This window comes from Nostoc sp. (assembly GCF_036918245.1).
In the GTDB taxonomy this organism is placed as follows: domain Bacteria; phylum Cyanobacteriota; class Cyanobacteriia; order Cyanobacteriales; family Nostocaceae; genus Nostoc.
Genome location: NZ_JBALEF010000029.1, coordinates 90,218 through 108,667, shown reverse-complemented (window position 1 = coordinate 108,667; position 18,450 = coordinate 90,218). Strand labels below are relative to the sequence as shown.

The 18,450-nt window shown below is 42.1% G+C and carries 17 protein-coding genes; 6 read left to right on the top strand and 11 right to left on the bottom strand.

What is annotated here, in order from left to right; genetic code table 11:
• Nucleotides 1–91 precede the first annotated feature (91 nt).
• Nucleotides 92–916, top strand: coding sequence for a hypothetical protein (locus V7L12_RS06900; RefSeq protein ID WP_335083283.1), 825 nt, complete (start codon nucleotides 92–94; stop codon nucleotides 914–916).
• A 72-nt stretch (nucleotides 917–988) separates the two neighbouring features.
• Here the strand turns inward: V7L12_RS06900 and V7L12_RS06895 are convergent, their stop codons facing one another.
• From V7L12_RS06895 to V7L12_RS06855, 9 genes are all read right to left on the bottom strand, one after another.
• Nucleotides 989–1,696 carry a DevA family ABC transporter ATP-binding protein gene (locus V7L12_RS06895; protein WP_335083334.1) on the bottom strand — a complete coding sequence of 236 codons (708 nt, stop codon included), beginning with the start codon at nucleotides 1,694–1,696 and terminating at the stop codon, nucleotides 989–991.
• 128 nt (nucleotides 1,697–1,824) lie between these two features.
• Nucleotides 1,825–2,979 carry an ABC transporter permease DevC gene (gene devC / locus V7L12_RS06890; RefSeq protein ID WP_335083281.1) on the bottom strand — a complete coding sequence of 385 codons (1,155 nt, stop codon included), beginning with the start codon at nucleotides 2,977–2,979 and terminating at the stop codon, nucleotides 1,825–1,827.
• A gap of 168 nt (nucleotides 2,980–3,147) precedes the next feature.
• The gene (locus V7L12_RS06885; protein WP_335083279.1) at nucleotides 3,148–4,572 is read right to left on the bottom strand and encodes an HlyD family efflux transporter periplasmic adaptor subunit; all 1,425 of its coding nucleotides are present in this window, start codon (nucleotides 4,570–4,572) and stop codon (nucleotides 3,148–3,150) included.
• Between the two features lie 830 nt (nucleotides 4,573–5,402).
• Nucleotides 5,403–6,140, bottom strand: coding sequence for a phycocyanobilin:ferredoxin oxidoreductase (locus V7L12_RS06880; RefSeq protein WP_335083277.1), 738 nt, complete (start codon nucleotides 6,138–6,140; stop codon nucleotides 5,403–5,405).
• A gap of 457 nt (nucleotides 6,141–6,597) precedes the next feature.
• On the bottom strand, nucleotides 6,598–7,191 hold the full coding sequence (locus V7L12_RS06875) for a Maf family protein (protein WP_335083275.1): 594 nt from the start codon (nucleotides 7,189–7,191) through the stop codon (nucleotides 6,598–6,600).
• Between the two features lie 120 nt (nucleotides 7,192–7,311).
• Nucleotides 7,312–7,857, bottom strand: a complete 546-nt coding sequence (gene psbP, locus V7L12_RS06870) for a photosystem II reaction center PsbP (RefSeq protein WP_334930705.1) — start codon at nucleotides 7,855–7,857, stop codon at nucleotides 7,312–7,314.
• 304 nt (nucleotides 7,858–8,161) lie between these two features.
• Entirely contained in the window at nucleotides 8,162–8,500 is a 339-nt protein-coding gene (locus V7L12_RS06865) for a ribulose bisphosphate carboxylase small subunit (RefSeq protein WP_292731826.1), read from the bottom strand.
• 45 nt (nucleotides 8,501–8,545) lie between these two features.
• Nucleotides 8,546–8,953: a RuBisCO chaperone RbcX gene (gene rcbX / locus V7L12_RS06860; protein ID WP_104905045.1), complete on the bottom strand. Its 408-nt coding sequence runs from the start codon at nucleotides 8,951–8,953 to the stop codon at nucleotides 8,546–8,548.
• 126 nt (nucleotides 8,954–9,079) lie between these two features.
• Entirely contained in the window at nucleotides 9,080–10,510 is a 1,431-nt protein-coding gene (locus tag V7L12_RS06855) for a form I ribulose bisphosphate carboxylase large subunit (protein ID WP_334930702.1), read from the bottom strand.
• Between the two features lie 815 nt (nucleotides 10,511–11,325).
• Between V7L12_RS06855 and V7L12_RS06850 the strand changes: the two genes are divergently transcribed.
• The 5 genes from V7L12_RS06850 to V7L12_RS06830 all read left to right on the top strand — a co-directional run bounded on the left by V7L12_RS06850 (nucleotide 11,326) and on the right by V7L12_RS06830 (nucleotide 15,471).
• Entirely contained in the window at nucleotides 11,326–12,432 is a 1,107-nt protein-coding gene (locus tag V7L12_RS06850; RefSeq protein WP_335083272.1) for a ligand-binding sensor domain-containing protein, read from the top strand.
• 107 nt (nucleotides 12,433–12,539) lie between these two features.
• Entirely contained in the window at nucleotides 12,540–13,310 is a 771-nt protein-coding gene (panB, locus tag V7L12_RS06845) for a 3-methyl-2-oxobutanoate hydroxymethyltransferase (protein ID WP_335083270.1), read from the top strand.
• Between the two features lie 354 nt (nucleotides 13,311–13,664).
• Nucleotides 13,665–13,847, top strand: coding sequence for a hypothetical protein (locus tag V7L12_RS06840; protein WP_335083268.1), 183 nt, complete (start codon nucleotides 13,665–13,667; stop codon nucleotides 13,845–13,847).
• 68 nt (nucleotides 13,848–13,915) lie between these two features.
• Nucleotides 13,916–14,752, top strand: a complete 837-nt coding sequence (gene dapB, locus V7L12_RS06835; RefSeq protein ID WP_335083266.1) for a 4-hydroxy-tetrahydrodipicolinate reductase — start codon at nucleotides 13,916–13,918, stop codon at nucleotides 14,750–14,752.
• A 32-nt stretch (nucleotides 14,753–14,784) separates the two neighbouring features.
• Nucleotides 14,785–15,471, top strand: coding sequence for a phosphate ABC transporter permease (locus V7L12_RS06830; RefSeq protein WP_335083264.1), 687 nt, complete (start codon nucleotides 14,785–14,787; stop codon nucleotides 15,469–15,471).
• Nucleotides 15,472–15,663: 192 nt separating this feature from the next.
• On the opposite strand, the gene V7L12_RS06825 is transcribed toward V7L12_RS06830, so the two are convergent.
• Together V7L12_RS06825 and V7L12_RS06820 are read right to left on the bottom strand one after the other, a co-directional pair.
• A complete protein-coding gene (locus tag V7L12_RS06825; RefSeq protein WP_335083262.1) occupies nucleotides 15,664–15,903 on the bottom strand; it encodes a PepSY-associated TM helix domain-containing protein in 240 nt (79 codons plus the stop codon).
• Nucleotides 15,857–18,412, bottom strand: a complete 2,556-nt coding sequence (locus V7L12_RS06820) for a TonB-dependent siderophore receptor (RefSeq protein WP_335083260.1) — start codon at nucleotides 18,410–18,412, stop codon at nucleotides 15,857–15,859. The genes V7L12_RS06825 and V7L12_RS06820 overlap by 47 nt, the downstream gene beginning before the upstream one ends.
• Nucleotides 18,413–18,450 lie beyond the last annotated feature (38 nt).

The window sequence follows — 18,450 nt, the reverse complement described above, 5'->3', positions numbered from 1 at the left end:
AAGGCTGTAAAAAATATTAATCATACAGCAAGATGACCTTGAAGATTTGGGCATCCTAAACATCAGGAGTCAAGTTTTTCAGTTTCCAACCATGTCCACCTCAATGTTTCTTGCCCAATCCTCTGGGAAAAAGACTACTAAAAAGGCATCCCAGGAAGTACCAGCAAGTAATCCTCAAATACCACCGTTATTGTTGGTAACTTCTGGAGGACTGGCTTTAGTGGTGATTGCTTTGATTGTGTATATTAAACTCCAGAAGGATAAGCTGGAGAAAAAACTTAAGTTTGAACAATTCCGCGCGCGAGAACTAGAGAAAAAGTTTAAGCTGGCGCTGGAAACAATTCGCAAAATGGAAACTAATCCCGATTTGGTGAATTCACGGGACTTTAACCTGGATTATCTGCGAATGCGGATGTCAGAGGAGGTGTTTCATTTTGCAATTCTTAATCAAATAAAGATTCAGATCAAAGAAAAAATTTCTCAAGCCCTGCGTCCAAATCAAGCACAACTTGGATCGGTCGGAATTGCTAATAGCGCTGGACGACAAGTAGATGAAATATTTGATGTCGAATATGAAACTGGTAGTCCAGGTAATTCTGCTAAACGGGTGCTGTTTCGGATTCAAATCAAGTTAATGAAATTACCGACGCAAGCAACTTCTGCGACTATTAGTCAAATTATTGATTGTATAGAAACTTACCTAAGCCCCATCGAAGACGAAGATAGTTGGCAACCAATAATTCAAGGTCGGATTGCTACCATGCATTGGGATCAAAAGGCTAAACCTACGCCTCTACTGGTGCTGGAACAATCGAATGAAGGCGTGAATGTAACTTTTCGTACTAGTCGCCAACCAAATACTCCAACTCCACCAAAGTCATCTGGAATTAAAAAATCAGGCTCGGCTAGACAATAAATTATGGCTGTCATTAGTCATTGGTCATTAGTCATTGGTCATTCACAAGGGACAAATGACTAATTACTAAAATCATGACTGAATAACTGTATTGGGGGAATTACGGGTTAGAAGACCATCTTCCATTTCTACGATGCGATCGGCTATGTCTAAAATGCGGTTGTCGTGTGTCACTAATAAAATAGTAGTTCCCTGATTTTTGGCTAGACTCTGCATTATTTCCACGACATCACGTCCTGATTGTTTGTCTAATGCTGCTGTTGGTTCGTCTGCTAGTACCAAGGGAGGACGGTTCACCAAGGCGCGGGCGATCGCAATTCTTTGTTTTTGTCCACCAGAAAGATTGTCTGGGTAGTAATCAACTCGTTCTTCTAGACCAACAGACCCCAGCATAGCTTTTGATTTAGCCACTGCTTCTGTTTGAGAAATATTATCGTTCAATTCTACTGCCATTTGCACATTTTGCTTGGCTGTCAAGAAACCTAGCAAATTGTGAGCTTGGAAAATATAACCAATGTTGCGTCGCATCTGCACTAATTTGTTTTGACTGACACCAATAAGTTCTTCACCTAAAAATTTTAAACTTCCTTCTTGTACAGACCGCAAACCACCAATTAAGCTCAGTAATGTTGTTTTACCTGAACCTGATGGACCGGTCATAATCACAATCTCACCTGGATAAACTTCTAGGTTGATATCAAATAATATCTGTTTTCTCAGTGCGCCTTTGCCATAGAAGTGATTGAGATTTTTAATGGAGATTACAGGTTCTTTTTCCATCATATTTTTGTTAGTTATAAATTATTCGTTCCAAAATTTAACTGTAGTGACTGTCAGAAATTAAATTTACTTAACTATTATTATAAATTAAACTTATTATTAATAGATTTTAATTAACATTGTATTAATTAAAAGATATCTGCTGGATCGGCAGAGCGTAATTTTCTAACTGCGATCGCACCAGAAATAATACACATTAGCATAGTCAAAATCAATACCATTACCGCTCGGTCAAAACTCATAAAAACTGGTAAAAGTGTTGCATTTCTGGCGCTGTTATACATAAACAAGGCAAAAACTATTCCAGGAAAATAGCCTAAAACGGCTAATAATAAAGCTTCTTGAAGAATAACCGTCAATAAATAGTTTTGTGTGTAACCTATTGCCTTGAGGGTAGCGTACTCAGCTAAGTGATCTGCAACTTCTGTATAAAGAATTTGATAAACAATCACAGTACCCACAATGAAACCCATGACAGTCCCTAATGTGAAAATAAAGCCAATAGCTGTACTATTTGCCCAATAATTCCGCTCAAAGTCAATAAATTCTTGTTTAGTTAAAACATTTACTTCATTAGGTAAATACTTTCGTAATTCTTGGGCAACAACATTAGCATCGGCTCCCGGTTTTAATCTAATTAGCCCAATATCAATTAATCCTTTTTGACGATTGCTGAATATTCGTAGAAAGTTTATATCACTCGTAATTAAATTACCATCTGCGCCAAAGGATGCGCCTAAAGTAAATAGCCCTTCTACTTTAACTCGCCGCCTTCGTACTTCTGCTGTTACAGTCTTTCCTTGGTCATAATTAGCAGCGATCGGGCCATACTCTAACCTAGAAGAACGGTCAAATAGAACTACATCAGGTAGTTTAAGTTTATCTAAATTTTCCTGAACTCCAGATAAGTTAACTAGGTTAGTTTCTGGGTTCATTCCAAAGATTAGGATACTCCGAGGACGACCGGTTACAGGATTTTTCCAGATTGTAAAGTCCAAATATATCGGATGTACGGATTGAACTGCGGGTAACTCTAAAGCTTTATATAATCGTCGTTGAGAAAAGCCTCTCATCGCCAATATAGCGTTAGATTGACTATTAATTAAAACAATATCACCTTGCAAGCTATTATGGAATCGAACGTTACTATAATACAGAGCATCCCGAAAGCCAAGTTGCATAAACATTAAAATATCAGCAAAAGCAATTCCTGCTAAAGCCACAGCTAGGCGAGTTTTTTCTCTTGTCAGTTGTAGCCATGACAAAGGTATTTTTTGATTCATTTTATAGGCGTCTCAGCAAGGTTAGCGATTTTAGATTTTCAACTCATTATGGTGACAGTCGTACCGAATTTATAGAATGTTTAAGATTGATTAAACAAACTATTAAATAATATTTTTAATCCAAAATATCAAATTATGGGTTGGGATTACTGCTCACCTACAACTTAATTAATTATTAATATCGACAATAACTTTGGCGTAAGTTAAACCAGAAACTTTCTGGCTATCTTCTGGAGACAGAGCAATTTTAACTTCTACAACTCTGGCATCTACATCTGCTGCTGGATCTGTATTCAGCACATCTTTTTTACCAATTTTTCTGCCAATTTCAGTGACAGTTCCCTTTAATTCGCCGCTAAATGCGCCGTTATCACTGGTGATAGTAGCATTTTGACCAAGACGCACTTTACCAATGCTGTCTTCGGCGACTTCAGCAATTACAAACATTTGGTTGGTTTGGCCAATTTCAGCAATGCCATTTGCGCCGATCGCTTCACCCGATTTGGTGTAAACCTTTAAAATCTCTCCAGCGATTGGTGCTTGAACGTAGCTTAACCTTAGTTCTGCTTCGGCTTTTCTGACATTTGCGATCGCATTACTAACTTGGGCTTGCGCTACTTGCACATCGGTAGGACTAACATCTAAAATTCTGCTCAGTTTGGCCTTTTCTTCATCAATTTGTCTTTGCAAAGTTGCTAAAGTTTTGTCACGGTTAACTTTAGCTTCGATTAACTGCTGTTGCAAAGTTGCTAAATTTTGTATTTGGTTCGCTCTAGCCTCAGCAAGTTGCTGTCGCAAGGTTGCCAATGTCTGCTTTAGCGTAGCTTGGCTTTCAGCCACCTGCTGATTAGCAGTTATTGCACTCAAGCGTCTTCTGTCCCGCTCTTGCTGAGAAATAGCACCTTCTTTGTATAAATAATCATAGCGTCCGGCATCGACTTGAGCATTGCGCTGTTCGGCTTGAATACGTATAACCGTTGCTCTCAGAGCTTCTCTTTGCCCACTAAGTTCAGCTTCTAGGCGATTTACTGTTGCTTGTTGGACAAGTTTATTTCCACTTAATTGGGCTGCAACTCGTGCGATTGTTGCTTGTTGACCATTACTTTCCCCAATTAACTGCGCTTGTAGGCGAGCAATAACTGCTCTTTGAGCTTGAATATCTCTTGGAGATCCAGCCCTGACTTGCGCTAAATTGGCACGGGCTTCTTGGACTTTCGCTTTTGCCTCTTGTAGTCCGGCTACTTGGGTATCGCGGTTGTCCAAAATTGCCACAATTTGACCTTGCTTTACCCGTTCACCCTCTCTCACCAGAAGTTGCTGAATTCGTGACGATGGTGCTAATCCTGATGATGGGGCGGATAATTTAACAACTTCGCCTCGCGGTTCCAAACGCCCTACAGCACTAATGCTATTGGTAGATGGCATTACTGGTACGGATGTAGTTAATTTTCTTAACTGCTCGATTTTGGCCGTACCTAGTATCCCAGCGGCGATTACTACTGGCACGGCTACAGCGATACCCCACCAAATCTTAGGTTGTTCATGATTTAGTGTCTGTTCACTTGGCTTCGGCTTTTCAGTCACCCTTGACATAGTATGTTGCCCATTTACCTGAATTGTGCTGATGGAAGTAAAAATAAAAAGGTTTTTAATCAACAGCCAGCTGTTAGGACAAACAACAGTGGTTTCAAGCTGGGTATGGCTTAAAAATCCATTGTCTGATGAACGTTCAACACTATGGCTTTACAAAATGGTGTTTTCTATAGCCGTATGTATGCAATACACTTTGACCTTTCTCCAAACCTCTCTCCTTTCACGAAAGAGGCTTTGAGGCTTACTAAGGGGCGCGGTTAGGTCTGTATGGAAACTGAGAAACGCTATAGTAGCTGGCTATTCAATAACTCTGAGTATTATTGAGACATGAGTGCAATGCGAGTTAGCAGAAGTCAAAAGCAGTATGAATCTAGATATAAAGACGCGATATATTGCGTCTCTATAAAAAATTCTAAATTGGTATGATGCGGTACTTTACTGCTACATTTACTACAGCTATAGTTAGTCACAAAATTGAAAAGAAACATTAAAAATAGACTGTTGCCTTTGTTGGACACAATCTTGCTACAAAAGTTAGTCTTCCTTAAGTAAATCAACGATTAACTAACTAAAAAATGTCTGTCAACTTGAACATTCCTAATATCAGAGTTTCTTTAACTTTCTGGTCAATAAGTTAGCTGTCTCTAATTGCTTGCACCTACCAAGACAACAAACTATTTTGTGATATTCGCTTCAAAGACCTTACTCTTCTCCTGCCTACTGTTTTGGGACTCCATTAAACTCTCGTTGAATGAATTCTACATTTATCCGTTAGCTGAAAACGTAACAGAGCCTACAGATGGGGGAGATGAGGGAGATGCAGGGAATGATTAAGTTGGCAGGTCGAATAAAACTGTGGTCATGTAATTTTCTGCCCAAGCTGGGCCAAAGGCTTTTTCTAGTACGCGGCGGGTTTTATCGTTTTGCTGCTGTTTGGTACAGTAGTTGTATTGTCCGGCGAGATTTTGCGTGACTTGTTCAACTGAAACAGGACGTGAGGCGATCGCTTGGATGCAATGAATGTCTAAAAATTCTCGCACCCGCGACAGAAACATTGTTTCTTCTTCTGGGGAGCTGGGGCGCACAAAGATACAAAAATCCGAAAAAATATTTCCCCATTCAGGTAATTCACGGGGTTGGGAAAAGTTAAGCACTGTTAGCTGTGTCAGTGCAGAAGTATAAGATTCTGGTAAGGTTCGTTCTACTTGGATAGGAGAAAGGTCTGCGATCGCTGCACTAATTTGACCTCTACCTCCAACTAAATCACAACCAAACATCGGCAGGTTGTATTCTGGACGAGGAAACATGACGCAGTGCAAAATATCCAGCATATTTCCGATTTTCGCCAGTTCCAAGTGCATTTTCCGAAACTGGGGCGTTTGATAGCAACGGTTTTCAATCGTCAGTTTTTCGCCTTCTAATCTACCTTCCACATACCCCAACTCATTAGGCAAATGGTAGGGGGATAAATCCAGGTGCTGATGCCAAGCTGCCTCAATACAATCAGCTAGCTGACGAATTAGGGGATGTTGTTGCTCACGCAGCGAGGGCATAGAAGTAAATGACATATTCTAGTTGGGAATGCGATCTAATGGCCAGTCTACAACCTGTCGTGCCATACCTGTTGTGGTCTGCAATATAAGCAAACACTTACACCCAGCCAACGTAAATTTATAAGACGGATACTTTTCACAAGGATTATTTATTTTGTAGTCTAGGTTACAAAAATAATTTTAGATTAGCCCATTTGTGAAGGCTAATAGAAAGCTATGAAACTAGATTCTCATAGTAAAAATTTTGCTAAGCAAGAAGGCACAATAATCTGGAAGGCTTACAGAGGTTCAGAGCTTCTACTTGGGTAAACCTTTTGCAACTTCCCAACCCCTTTAGTTTTGATGAAGCACTTTTATTATATCCAGTTTCAGCAGATGAGTGGTTAGCCTGGATTCCAGATTATGGAGAGGCAATACTCAATATCAGGCAATTTAGTTATTAGTTATTGGGCATTGGGCATTGAGCAAATGACTATTGCCAGAAATCAGTGACATCGTATCCCAATTCCTCTAGCATGTGCCGCAGCAGGGGTAAACTGAGTCCAATTACATTGCTGTGACAGCCTTCAATTTTTTCCACAAAGAAACTTCCAAAACCTTCAATGGCAAAGGCACCAGCACACTTGAGGGGTTCACCTGTGGCAACATAAGCTTTAATTGCCTTCTCGCTCATTTGAGCAAAGTAAACTCTTGTAACTTGTGACTTGACTAAAGTACGGTTTTGGTCAGTGTCAATTAAGGCGTGACCTGTGTACAAGTCGCCAAAGTTACCTTGCATTATCTGCCAACGTGCGATCGCTTCCGAGAAGTCTGCTGGTTTGCCGTAAATTTCACCATTGATGGACAAAACTGAATCACAACCCATAATCAAAGCTGATTCAAACTCTGGGGCTATAGTTTCCGCTTTATACTGGGCAAGAGTTTTGACCAATTCTGCTGGTTCACTTAGTTCAATTTGCGACTCATCAAAGTCACTAGGTCGAACTATCGGTTCAATACCAACAGTTTGCAGCAAGCGGCGTCGGGCTGGAGAAGCTGAAGCAAGTACAAAAGGTGGATTTTTCATGATCTGACCAACTTGGTAATTGGGGATGGGGTACTGGGCATTGCTTATTTCCCTTGTTCCCCTTTTCCCTCAGTCTTTTTTTAATTTTTAATTTTTAATTGATGTCTCCCTACTCCCCAATTAATAAACAGAAAAAGAATTGACAACCTCATCAATCATTCGTTTGACTTTCTGCCAACGTTTTTCAGGAATTGAGGCGTTGAAGGTAAAAAGTTTACCACGGCTCACAGCAACACTAGCGATGTTGTGTCGTTGCTGTTGATTTGGGAGATTAACCTCATACTCTAAAAGGTAGTATGTTTTACCGTCTACTTCTCGCTGTGCAGCATTGACTAATTCAGCCGAACGACCAGAGTCAGGAGGCGCAAGAGCCGCTTTTCCTAATTTGTATCCTACTTCTGTTGGGGTTCCCAATTCTGACAAAGTTTTGCCTTCTGGAACTGGGCTAATCACAACCGAAACATTTTCAGACACCTCAATCAAATCGTGGAAAACCACATCTGGTCCATCGGCAACTTTAACTGGTAGCCAGCCGTTAGGATATAAAAACTGATAGCCATCACTACTGTCTACAAAGCTTTTGAGTCCAGCCGCAGCCGCTACATCCGAATTACTCAGACTGAAGCTCAACACCAATAGCAAAATTAATACAATTCGTTTCCACATTTCTACAGATTCCTTTGGGCTGGAGATAACACAAGACTTGCATCATTTCTCGTCTTTATTTTCCCACCAACCGGGACGCTTCGGATTATGCATTAGATGGTGAAGTATAAATGCTTAAAGTTCTCAATGATATTAAGATCCCAAATACTTCTTGTATGGCACGTTTATACCATCCTTTGACTATTGCAATACACTCCAATCCGCACCTAATTATAAAAAAGGAGAGGCAGATAATTCTACCTCTCCTATACGGGGATAGACAAATTGCTTCAACTATCCCATGATTAATTCCAACTTACTAGGCTTAGTATCTGTTGGCTTTGTTGGGTTTGTGAACAAGAAAGCTGAGAATTTGGCACTGCTTGATGTTGTCAAAACCCACAACACGGATATAGCTGGTGTTGAATTGAGAACGGCATCCTTGGACTTCGCTCAATACTTCTTGAGTGGATTTAGCACCGAACAAAGGCAACTTCCACATTGTCCAATATAATTCTGTTGGCTCAGAAGTTTCGTTAAACTCGATCGCTGGAATGTAACCTTGATTCAAAATGTACTGGATCTGCTTGGCAATTTGAGCGTCAGACAGAGGGGGCAGATAAGAAAGGGTTTCGTAACGACGCTCTTTTGGTAAAGTTTGCATAGCTTTTGATAATGGGTTGCGATTTTTACTAGTAGATTGACCGAACTAATTGGATAAGTTATCCAAATTTTGATCTGAAGTTGCTTGCTGTTCTGGTTGCAGACTGGGGTTAGATGTGTCTATTCGTGTGATGCGTTCTAAATGCTGGCGACGCTGTTCCATGTTGGCTTGCTGAATGCCAGTGCGTACCATTTCCGGTAAAAATTCTGCAATTTCTTCCGCAATGTGTTCTCTGACAGTCATGATTCGCAAAGCCAAGTCTGGTTTTTCTCGCAACAGTTGTTCAATGAATGACTCACCATTCTGAATTTTGCCAGACGAAAAGTTATGTAGCCAAAGTTCTAATGGCGGATTAGTTTCGCCTAGCTGTGCCAATACTGTCCTTAGAGCCTGATAAGTCAGATAACTTTGGAGAGTTTTGGCTGTGTCCTTCGCAATTTGCTTAAGATTCATGCTTGACCCCAGCCCTGAAGAGTTATGAGTTATGAGTTATGAGTTATGAATTTATGCAAATCTTAACTCTTAACTCTTGTAGAGACGCGATTAATCGCGTCTCTACTTCTAACTCCTAGCTTTTGATCAGACGGTATCCATTGCTTCAAACTCGAACTTGATTTCTTTCCACAGTTCGCAAGCAACAGCCAGTTCAGGAGACCACTTGGCAGCTTCGCGGATGATATCGTTACCTTCACGAGCCAAGTTACGGCCTTCGTTACGAGCTTGAACAACGGCTTCCAAGGCGACGCGGTTAGCGGTTGCACCAGGAGCGTTACCCCAAGGGTGTCCTAGAGTACCACCACCAAATTGTAGTACGGAGTCATCACCAAAGATTTCTACCAGTGCGGGCATGTGCCATACGTGGATACCACCAGAAGCAACTGCCATTACACCAGGTAGAGAAGCCCAGTCTTGGGTAAAGTAGATACCACGAGACTTGTCTTGCTCAATGTAGTTTTCACGCAACAGGTCAACGAAGCCCATTGTGATACCACGTTCACCTTCCAACTTCCCAACTACTGTACCGGTGTGGATGTGATCGCCACCAGACAAACGTAGGGCTTTAGCCAATACACGGAAGTGGATACCGTGGTTCTTTTGACGGTCAATTACAGCGTGCATAGCACGGTGAATGTGCAGCAATATACCATTGTCGCGGCACCAACGAGCCAATGTGGTATTGGCGGTGAAGCCGGCGGTGAGGTAGTCATGCATGATGATGGGCATTTTGAGTTCTTTAGCGTACTCAGCCCGCTTCAGCATTTCTTCACAGGTGGGGGCGGTGACGTTTAGGTAGTGACCTTTGATTTCACCAGTTTCAGCTTGGGCTTTGTTGATAGCTTCAGCTACGAACAAAAAGCGATCGCGCCATCTTTGGAATGGTGCGGAGTTGATGTTTTCGTCGTCTTTGGTGAAGTCCAAACCACCGCGTAAACACTCGTATACAGCGCGTCCGTAGTTCTTAGCGGAAAGACCCAATTTGGGCTTAATGGTACAACCCAGTAAAGGACGACCGTATTTGTTTAACTTGTCACGCTCAACTTGGATACCGTGAGGAGGCCCTTGGAAGGTCTTGATGTAAGCTACTGGAAAGCGAATATCTTCTAGACGCAGTGCCCGCAGAGCTTTGAAACCAAATACGTTACCTACAATTGAGGTCAACACGTTGGTTACAGAACCTTCTTCAAACAAGTCCAAAGGATAGGCAACGTAGGCAATATATTGGTTGTCTTCACCCGGAACTGGTTCGATATCATAGCAACGACCTTTGTAGCGATCGAGGTCGGTGAGCAAATCTGTCCACACAGTTGTCCAAGTACCTGTGGAAGATTCAGCCGCAACAGCCGCACCTGCTTCTTCGGGAGGAACACCTGGCTGGGGTGTCATACGGAACGCAGCTAGAAGATCGGTATCTTTTGGAGTGTAATCCGGTGTGTAATAAGTTAGTCTGTAATCTTGAACCCCGGCTTTATACCCAGATTTGCTCTGAGTCTTCGTTTGAGCGTAAGACATAATTTTATCCTTCCCTGAAATCACTCTTTTTTAATTATCAAATCACGTTTCGTGCAACTTCACCCTCACCCCGCTCTTGCCCCCCTTGAGCGAGGGTAAGAGCCGAAAAACTTTTTGTTAGGAGTTGCCTTTGGCAAAGGTTAGCAGTTTTTTTGCGGCGGACACTTTGGTAGCAGTGGTAGCCCTCCTCACCAGTGTTTTCCCCTTCTAGGGGTACACGACCTAGCGCTTCTACTGTTCCCTCTTGCTAAAAATCAAAATTCTTTTTTACCTCTTCTTCGCACCCAACTAAACCTTCTCAATTTCACTAAAACTTCCGCCTTTTGTGGCTTGATTTAGATAATTCCCCCATAAATCAGGGTATTCAGGGGATTGGGCTGGCTGGCACACATTCCCGCCTTTACACTCCTTATATCTTTCCCTTTGATGGAAAAGATACCAGAAAAGAATTTATTTGACAGAGATTTAGCAGAGTGGTGAGCAAAAGATAAAAGAATTGCACACCACGTAATTTGTAACTTGTTTCACAATATATCAAGAATTCGATAAGTTATTCTTTGAAAGTTTTTAACTTATCTATTTAATTTTGTTATTACATAAAGATTTAAACTTTTTGTTACAAAAGCTTTACAAAATGTCATCAATGATCTCTGGGGATTGGCTAATGAGAAAGTATTCCTAAGTATTTATTTTTTAGTCCCTATTCCCCAGTCTCCAGTCCCCACTCCCCACTCCCCACTCCCCACTCCCAATGTTTAAAAAATCACAGCTAGGGGAACACTGAAATTAACCCAAAGCCAGTTTAGGTAAATGCTATGGGTACTGTCTCCAAAGGAAATGTCACCGTGGTATTGTTTTACAAGCGTACTAGTTTATTAATTACTTCTATCTTGCTGGGGTTGATAGCTTTGCCAAATATGGGATGGGCACAAAAAACCCCTGAGATTAATTCATCTGATGTAACCCCTGCTTACCCACTTTCCCCACCGCCACCGCGAGTAGAACCTTTACCCGATGAGCGGGGAGTTGAAGAAAATTCGCCAAAAACTGATTATCGTGTTGGTAACTTACTAGGAGATGTTACAGGTAATCTTTGGGTAGGTTCTTGGCGGGGACTATCGCGGATTGATCCTAAAACCGGCAAGATTATTTCTCGTGTTAGTTTACCAAATGTTGCCATTGGTGCTTTAGCCCAAGACAAGGTAGGACGTTTGTGGGTAGGAAGTTATGAGGGACTAGTTCGAGTTGACCCCCGCACTAACGAAATCACCGCACAAAATTTATTTTTGCCTTCTAAACGCGTATTGTCACTATTACTTGACAAACGAGGTTATTTGTGGACTGGAACCGATAGTGGTTTAGCTCTCATTAGTCCCGACCAAGGCTTGATTATGACAACATTAAAAAATCTGCCTGGTGTCAGCGCCAACGCCCTGACTTTAGATGCTGAAGGTCAATTGTGGGTTGGTACTCTTGATGGATTGGTGCGGGTAAATACTGCTAGTGCTGCGATTATGAAGCGAATAGCCGATTTACCAGGGACAACTGTACAAGCTTTGGCTATTAGTCCAGAAGGGTTAATTTGGGCGGGAATGCCGAATAATTTGCTAGTTATTAACCCAAAAACTGGTGCAGTGTTGCGGTCTGTAACTCGTCTGCGCGGGCGTGACGTGACAGCGGTACGTTTTGCTAAAGATGGTAGTCTCTGGGTGGGGACTAATAATGGTTTGTTACGATTAAATCCAAATACAGGAGCTGTATTAGATGGAGAAGTTGCTGGACTTCCTTCTAGTCGGGTTATTACCCTTGCACCTGACATCGGCAATAAATTATGGATTGGCACTAGTGAAGGTCTAGCTTGGTTAATGCCCAAAACAGACAGTGCAAAACCCCATATTGCTTTCAGTCGCGCTGTTAAATGATTACTTAAGAGTTATGAGTTAGGAGTTATAAGTTAAAAAATTTTTTAGATTCAAAACTCCTAACTTCTAACTCAGCACTCAGCACTCACTACTCAGCACTCAAATAAATGGCAATCACTACCCAGCAATTAATTCAATGGAAACAACAGGGACGTTCAATTGTCGCGTTGACCGCCTGGGATTATGCGATCGCTCAACTCCTCGACGCAGCTGGTGTAGACTTAATCCTTGTGGGTGATTCTATGGCAGTAGTTCTAGGGTATGAAACAACACTGCCAATAACTTTGGATGAAATTATCTATCACGCCAAATCTGTGCGCCGTGGGGTTAAACGGGCATTAGTAGTTGTAGATTTACCATTTTTGACGTATCAAGAAAGTCTCCAACAAGCGATGCACTCAGCTGGGCGAGTACTAAAGGAAACGGGCGCTCAAGCGGTAAAATTGGAAGGTGGCTATCCAGCGATCGCCCAAACTGTGGCTCGTTTAGTAGAAGCTGGAATTCCGGTCATGGGTCATGTGGGTTTGACACCGCAATCAATACATCAACTGGGTTTGCGACAACAAGGAAAGACGCAAGAAGCTAGTGAGAGGATTTTACAAGAAGCGATCGCTCTCGAACAAGCGGGTGTATTTTCTCTAGTGTTAGAGCATATACCCGCAGATTTGGCAATGCAGATTTCACAAAAATTAAGTATTCCCACAATTGGTATCGGTGCAGGAATTCACTGCAATGGACAAGTTTTAGTTACCTCAGATGTCCTTGGACTGGCAGAAAAGCATCCACCATTCGCCAAAGTTTACACGAATTTGCGCGAGACGATTACCAAAGCCGTGCAAGATTATGCTGTGGAAGTGCGCGAACGAAAGTTTCCTTAGAAAAGTTAAAGAAATAAGGTGCTAATCGAGAACATAAAAAACCCCGACTTGATAGCCGAGGTAGATGGGAGAAGTCCAAATGTCGATAGGATATTGCAATACCAAAGTCTGTTTTTCTTAGTTAACACCCAACGCAAGCAAAACTATATAGGTAATAAACAAGGTGCAATTTTAGCTATGCAGCTTTCTTTGGGGCTTTACTAAGCTATGTAAATAAATATAACAATAATATTATAAATGGTCAACTAGACTTGACAAACAAAGGCTGATATATTTTATAAGAACTACTTATCAAGGCAGTACGATCGGCAAATAAAACGGGTTACTGGGTAAGATATAGCGGTTCACATTTAGATGCGGTACAAGATTATATCGCGGGGTGTAGGGGCACGGCAGTGCCGTGCCCCTACGGGTGTACCTCACACAAACGAGAAGCGCTATAGTGCAATGAAAACGAGAACCGATATTTTGGGAAGTAGAAAAACTAAGCGATTAGCTGCACAATTCAGGGTAGGTGGAATTAAGCCAGAAATTTGAGAAGCTAGCTACTAGATCGCCAAAGTCTTTACAATTCCCTTGTTGACTCAAAAAGTATTTCTCGACCTATGACGAATCAAGCTCCTATCCCGGTTATTGTCAACGGTGCTGCTGGCAAAATGGGCCGTGAAGTAATTAAGGCGGTGGCGCAAGCGCCTGACTTAAACCTAGTGGGTGCAATTGACCACAGTTTGGAACATCAAGATAAAGATGCTGGGGAGTTGGCGGGTTTAAGTGAACCTCTGGAAGTGCCGATTACCAATCAATTAGAACCGATGTTGGGGTATGTGGCTGGTGACAGACAATCTCCTCCAGGGGTGATTGTAGACTTTACCCATCCCGATTCAGTTTATGACAATATTCGCAGTGCGATCGCTTACGGTATTCGTCCTGTAGTCGGCACTACTGGGTTAAGTCCAGAACAAATTCAAGATTTGGCAGATTTTGCCGACAAAGCTAGCACAGGTTGTCTAATTATTCCTAATTTTTCCATTGGGATGGTACTGTTGCAACAAGCCGCAGTTGCAGCTTCCAAATATTTTGACCATGTGGAAATTATCGAACTGCATCACAACCAAAAAGCTGATGCTCCCAGTGGTACTGCCATTCAAACGGCGCAGTTATTAGGAGAATTGGGTAAAACTTTTAACCCTGCTCTTGTAGAAGAAACAGAAAAATTAGCAGGAGCGAGGGGCAGTATCGCAGATGAAGGGATTAGAATTCATAGCGTGCGCTTGCCGGGATTGATTGCCCATCAGGAAGTAATTTTTGGCGCAGCAGGACAGATTTATACTTTACGACATGATACGAGCGATCGCGCTTGTTATATGCCAGGAGTGCTACTAGCGATTCGCAAAGTCTTAGCGCTAAAGTCGTTAGTATATGGATTAGAAAAGATACTTTAAACTCACTATTGGGCATTCATTACTTAGCACTCATGTTAGTACCACTGACTCGCCAGAAATTTGAACAAGTTGTCCCCCTAATTGCCACTGGTTTGCAGTACAAGTACTACTGGGGGAAGTTCTCAAATTTTTTGCAACGGCTGTTAATTTCTGTAGTTGCGATAGTTGTTATTTTGCTTATAACAGTTATTTTCAAGCTTGAGTTTGCTTCAATAGTATTTGTGCTAGGGGTAATTGGCGCTTTTTTTTGGTTGTGGTATCCAGTGTTTCAAGCAAGTATGCGGAATTTACAATGCCGCCGTTACAAGTACGGCGGCTTTTTCCGTGGTCGAGTCCTAGATTGGTGGATTACAGACCAGTTGATGGGTAAAACCGAAACAGTCAACAACAAAGGCGAATTGGTGATTGTAGAAAACCGAGAAAAACAGATAAACTTAGAGGTGGGTGATGATACAGGATTTAGCATTGAATTTGTAGCACCATTGCGTCCTGCTCACAAAGTTATTACTCGCGGTCAAATTGCAGAAATGGTAGTGATGTCAAATCGCCCAGATTTGAGCAGTATTGAAGAATTCAGTGATATATACTTTCCCAATCGTGACCTGTGGGTTAGCGATTATCCTTATCTGCGGCGGGATTTCTTTAACGAAGTCGGTCGCCGCTTGCGTGAAGACCAACAACAAAAGCCGCGTCGGCAGCGTCGTAGAGTAGAGGATTGAAGAAGTGATTAGTATAGGTTTTGGGACTTAGACAAAAAGTAGCCAGAAAAAAGCCTCAAATTTATATACAGAGAGACTTTGACATCGTTTTGTCTAGTTTCTTGATATATCTGGGTTTAAAGCATTTTTGAGCATTTGGTGTATTTTTCTTGCCCTGTATGGGTTTGAGGATTGTTTGTGCCTCAAAAATGTTTAAGTCCCGATAACAAGTTTGCGCCAACCGGGCCACAGCACAATCCCCGTGAGCCTGAGAATCAGGGTCAAGAGGGCGACGATACCCACGATCGGCAAGCCAGTGTCGCCTGCGAGTAGTTTGTAGTGCAACTCATAAACCCTACCAATCCAACTGGTTTCCCACTGGCGATCGCCCTTGTTACGATCAACCTCAAAACTGCCAAGAAACAGTTCCTTGAACTGTAAAGGGCTGTCCATAGTCAACACGACCACCAAAATATCCAATTTCAAAATACTCTACGTCAAATAAATTTTTGAAATTGAGTCCGATTCTAAATCTATCTCTGTTGTAGAAAATAGATGCATCAGTCCGAAGATAACTTGGGATATCGTAAGTATTTGGTAAATCTCCAGCGCGATTGCCTACAAAAAACAAACCTAAACCAAATCCTAAACCCTTTAAATCACCTTTTTGAATTTCGTAGGTTGTCCATAGATTGAAAGTATGGTCTGGGACACTTTGCAAACGACTTCCAACTTCAAAAGTAGCATCCTCGGTAATACGGGCATCCGTATAGGCATAGCCGGCAGAAATATTCCATCCCGGCAAAATTTCGCCCGCCAAACTCAGTTCAACCCCTCGGCTATTCTGCTCGCCCGTTTGGATTTGAAAATCTTGATCATCTGTTACCAAAACATTGGTACGGGTCAAATCATAGAGAGCAAGTGTTGCCGAAAGTCGGCTGTTTAAATCTGCCTTTACTCCAACCTCAAACTGTCTACCCCGTTCTGGATCAAAAAGGGTATCCAAATTACTGCCAAAAAGAAATGTGCCTCTTGCTGGCGTAAATGAACTGATATAGCTGGCATAGAGTGAAACAGCGGGGATGGGTTGATAAACAATGCCAATTCGAGGACTTAAGGCGCTATCTGATTGGCTACTTTCTGTATTCGCAATAAAATCTTCAGAAACTTGCTTAAACCCATCAAATCGCGCGCCTAGAAGTACTTTCAGGCTTTCTGTAAGGGCGACTTGATCTTGAAGATAAATGCCAAAAGAGTCTGTTGTTGCTTCATTACTATATTCAAAGGGAAATAAACCACTACCACCATTGGGTTGACCGTAAACAGGATTGAATATATTAATGGAAGCAGCAGCACCATCAGATGCAATTCTTGGTACTGCACTTATCGACCGATTCAAATCAACCCCAAATAGAAGCTGATGCCCAATTGAACCTGTAGAAAATTTGCCCACAACATTTGTGGTTAGAGTATAGCTAGTAAACCTATTGTCATAGATTGAGAAAGAACGATTCATCGTTCGGTTGTCTGCATCCAAACCATCAAGTCTCGTTTCTGTGGAATAGTAACTACGATAACCATACCGAAACGCATTGGTTAAAGACCAATTGTCGTTAAATTTATGTTCTAGTTGATACCCAGCTCTGACGGTTGTTCCATCTATGTTATCGGTCGGTTCAGTCAAGTTGCGATTACGGGGGAGTTTACCGTTAGGGTTCGCAAATATCGTGCCCACAGTCGGCAGACCAAATCCTTTGCCAGAGTCTCTAGTTCCGATGTAGTCTGCGCTCAAAGTTAGATTAGTTTTCTTGCCGATCGCCAAACTAATGACAGGGGATAGGCTCAAACTTTCACTATTGTAGAAATCGATAAAACTACCTGAATTTCTATAGACGGCATTAAAACGATACAGTGCAGTTTTTGAGTCATTTAATGGCCCAGAGAAATCAACCGCGCCTCGGTAGAAACTGTAGCTGCCAATGGTGGCATCAACGGTGTAGAAAGGTTCGCTCAAGGGACGTTTCGTGACGATATTGATGCTTCCCCCCGGACTGCCCAAGCCAAATAGCACGGATGCGGGACCTTTGAGGACTTCGATTCGCTCTACATTGGCAAGCTCAACCGAATCTCCAACACCAGGATCAGGTAATCCATCTCTGAGCAAGCTATTATCCGCTACACCGAATCCGCGAATTTTATAGTAAACGGTTGGACCAGCCGTAAATTCTGCTATGACACCTGCAACATTTCTGAGCGCATCGTCTAGGCGATTAACCTGCTGGTCGCGCAGTAGCTGTTGGGGCACGACTTGAATTGATTGAGGAATGTCACGCAAAGGTGTGTCTGTTCTTGTCCCAGTTGAGGAGTTGGGTACGCGATACCCATCTTGTTCTCCCGTAACTACCAACTCAATCGGCTCATCTTGCTGTGAGTCAAGTGGTTGCTCTTGTGGTGTCTCAGTTGTTGGCTTTTCTGATTGTGGCTGCATTGCTGTTGCAGCAGAATTTATCCCAAAAACCAGCCCTGCATCATCATCAAATAACTCAACCCTCGGTAAAGTATTCTCACCTACCACTGTCACTCGGATAGTATTGCTATCAATATTTGTAACTGTTATCTCAGTAATTCCTGCAAGCGGTTTTTCTGAACGGAAGGTGAAACCATCACCATTGGGCAAACGCAACTGAGCATTAGGAATATCAGCAATAAAATTATTACTTGTGCTGCGGTTGGTAATTTGCAGTTGTTCCCCAAGAGTTGTCTCTAAAATTACCTCTACACCTTTGTCTGTAGGATTTGCCTTTACTCCGGTGACTGGGATGATTTCTGATGTGGATGTTGGTAACTGTACCAAAATTTGGGCGCTGCGATTAGAATCAGCAGTCTCTGCCGATGTTACTTGTATCCCCAAAATAAAAAATATACCTGTCAGAAATAGCGATGTCTGCCACAAATTCAACACTGCTCACACCAAAATTGATAGTAATTGTCAAAAACATT

Excerpts from the sequence above, each read along its gene's own strand:
- V7L12_RS06865 (WP_292731826.1), bottom strand. The coding sequence starts at position 8,500 with ATGCAAACTTTACCAAAAGAGCGTCGTTACGAAACCCTTTCTTATCTG.
- V7L12_RS06840 (WP_335083268.1), top strand. The coding sequence starts at position 13,665 with ATGCGGTACAAGATTATATCGCGGGGTGTAGGGGCACGGCAGTGCCGT.
- devC (WP_335083281.1), bottom strand. The coding sequence starts at position 2,979 with ATGAATCAAAAAATACCTTTGTCATGGCTACAACTGACAAGAGAAAAA.
- V7L12_RS06855 (WP_334930702.1), bottom strand. The coding sequence starts at position 10,510 with ATGTCTTACGCTCAAACGAAGACTCAGAGCAAATCTGGGTATAAAGCC.
- panB (WP_335083270.1), top strand. The coding sequence starts at position 12,540 with ATGGCAATCACTACCCAGCAATTAATTCAATGGAAACAACAGGGACGT.
- V7L12_RS06880 (WP_335083277.1), bottom strand. The coding sequence starts at position 6,140 with ATGTCATTTACTTCTATGCCCTCGCTGCGTGAGCAACAACATCCCCTA.
- V7L12_RS06830 (WP_335083264.1), top strand. The coding sequence starts at position 14,785 with ATGTTAGTACCACTGACTCGCCAGAAATTTGAACAAGTTGTCCCCCTA.
- V7L12_RS06885 (WP_335083279.1), bottom strand. The coding sequence starts at position 4,572 with ATGTCAAGGGTGACTGAAAAGCCGAAGCCAAGTGAACAGACACTAAAT.
- dapB (WP_335083266.1), top strand. The coding sequence starts at position 13,916 with ATGACGAATCAAGCTCCTATCCCGGTTATTGTCAACGGTGCTGCTGGC.
- psbP (WP_334930705.1), bottom strand. The coding sequence starts at position 7,857 with ATGTGGAAACGAATTGTATTAATTTTGCTATTGGTGTTGAGCTTCAGT.
- V7L12_RS06825 (WP_335083262.1), bottom strand. The coding sequence starts at position 15,903 with ATGGACAGCCCTTTACAGTTCAAGGAACTGTTTCTTGGCAGTTTTGAG.
- V7L12_RS06850 (WP_335083272.1), top strand. The coding sequence starts at position 11,326 with ATGGGTACTGTCTCCAAAGGAAATGTCACCGTGGTATTGTTTTACAAG.
- V7L12_RS06875 (WP_335083275.1), bottom strand. The coding sequence starts at position 7,191 with ATGAAAAATCCACCTTTTGTACTTGCTTCAGCTTCTCCAGCCCGACGC.
- V7L12_RS06895 (WP_335083334.1), bottom strand. The coding sequence starts at position 1,696 with ATGGAAAAAGAACCTGTAATCTCCATTAAAAATCTCAATCACTTCTAT.
- rcbX (WP_104905045.1), bottom strand. The coding sequence starts at position 8,953 with ATGAATCTTAAGCAAATTGCGAAGGACACAGCCAAAACTCTCCAAAGT.
- V7L12_RS06900 (WP_335083283.1), top strand. The coding sequence starts at position 92 with ATGTCCACCTCAATGTTTCTTGCCCAATCCTCTGGGAAAAAGACTACT.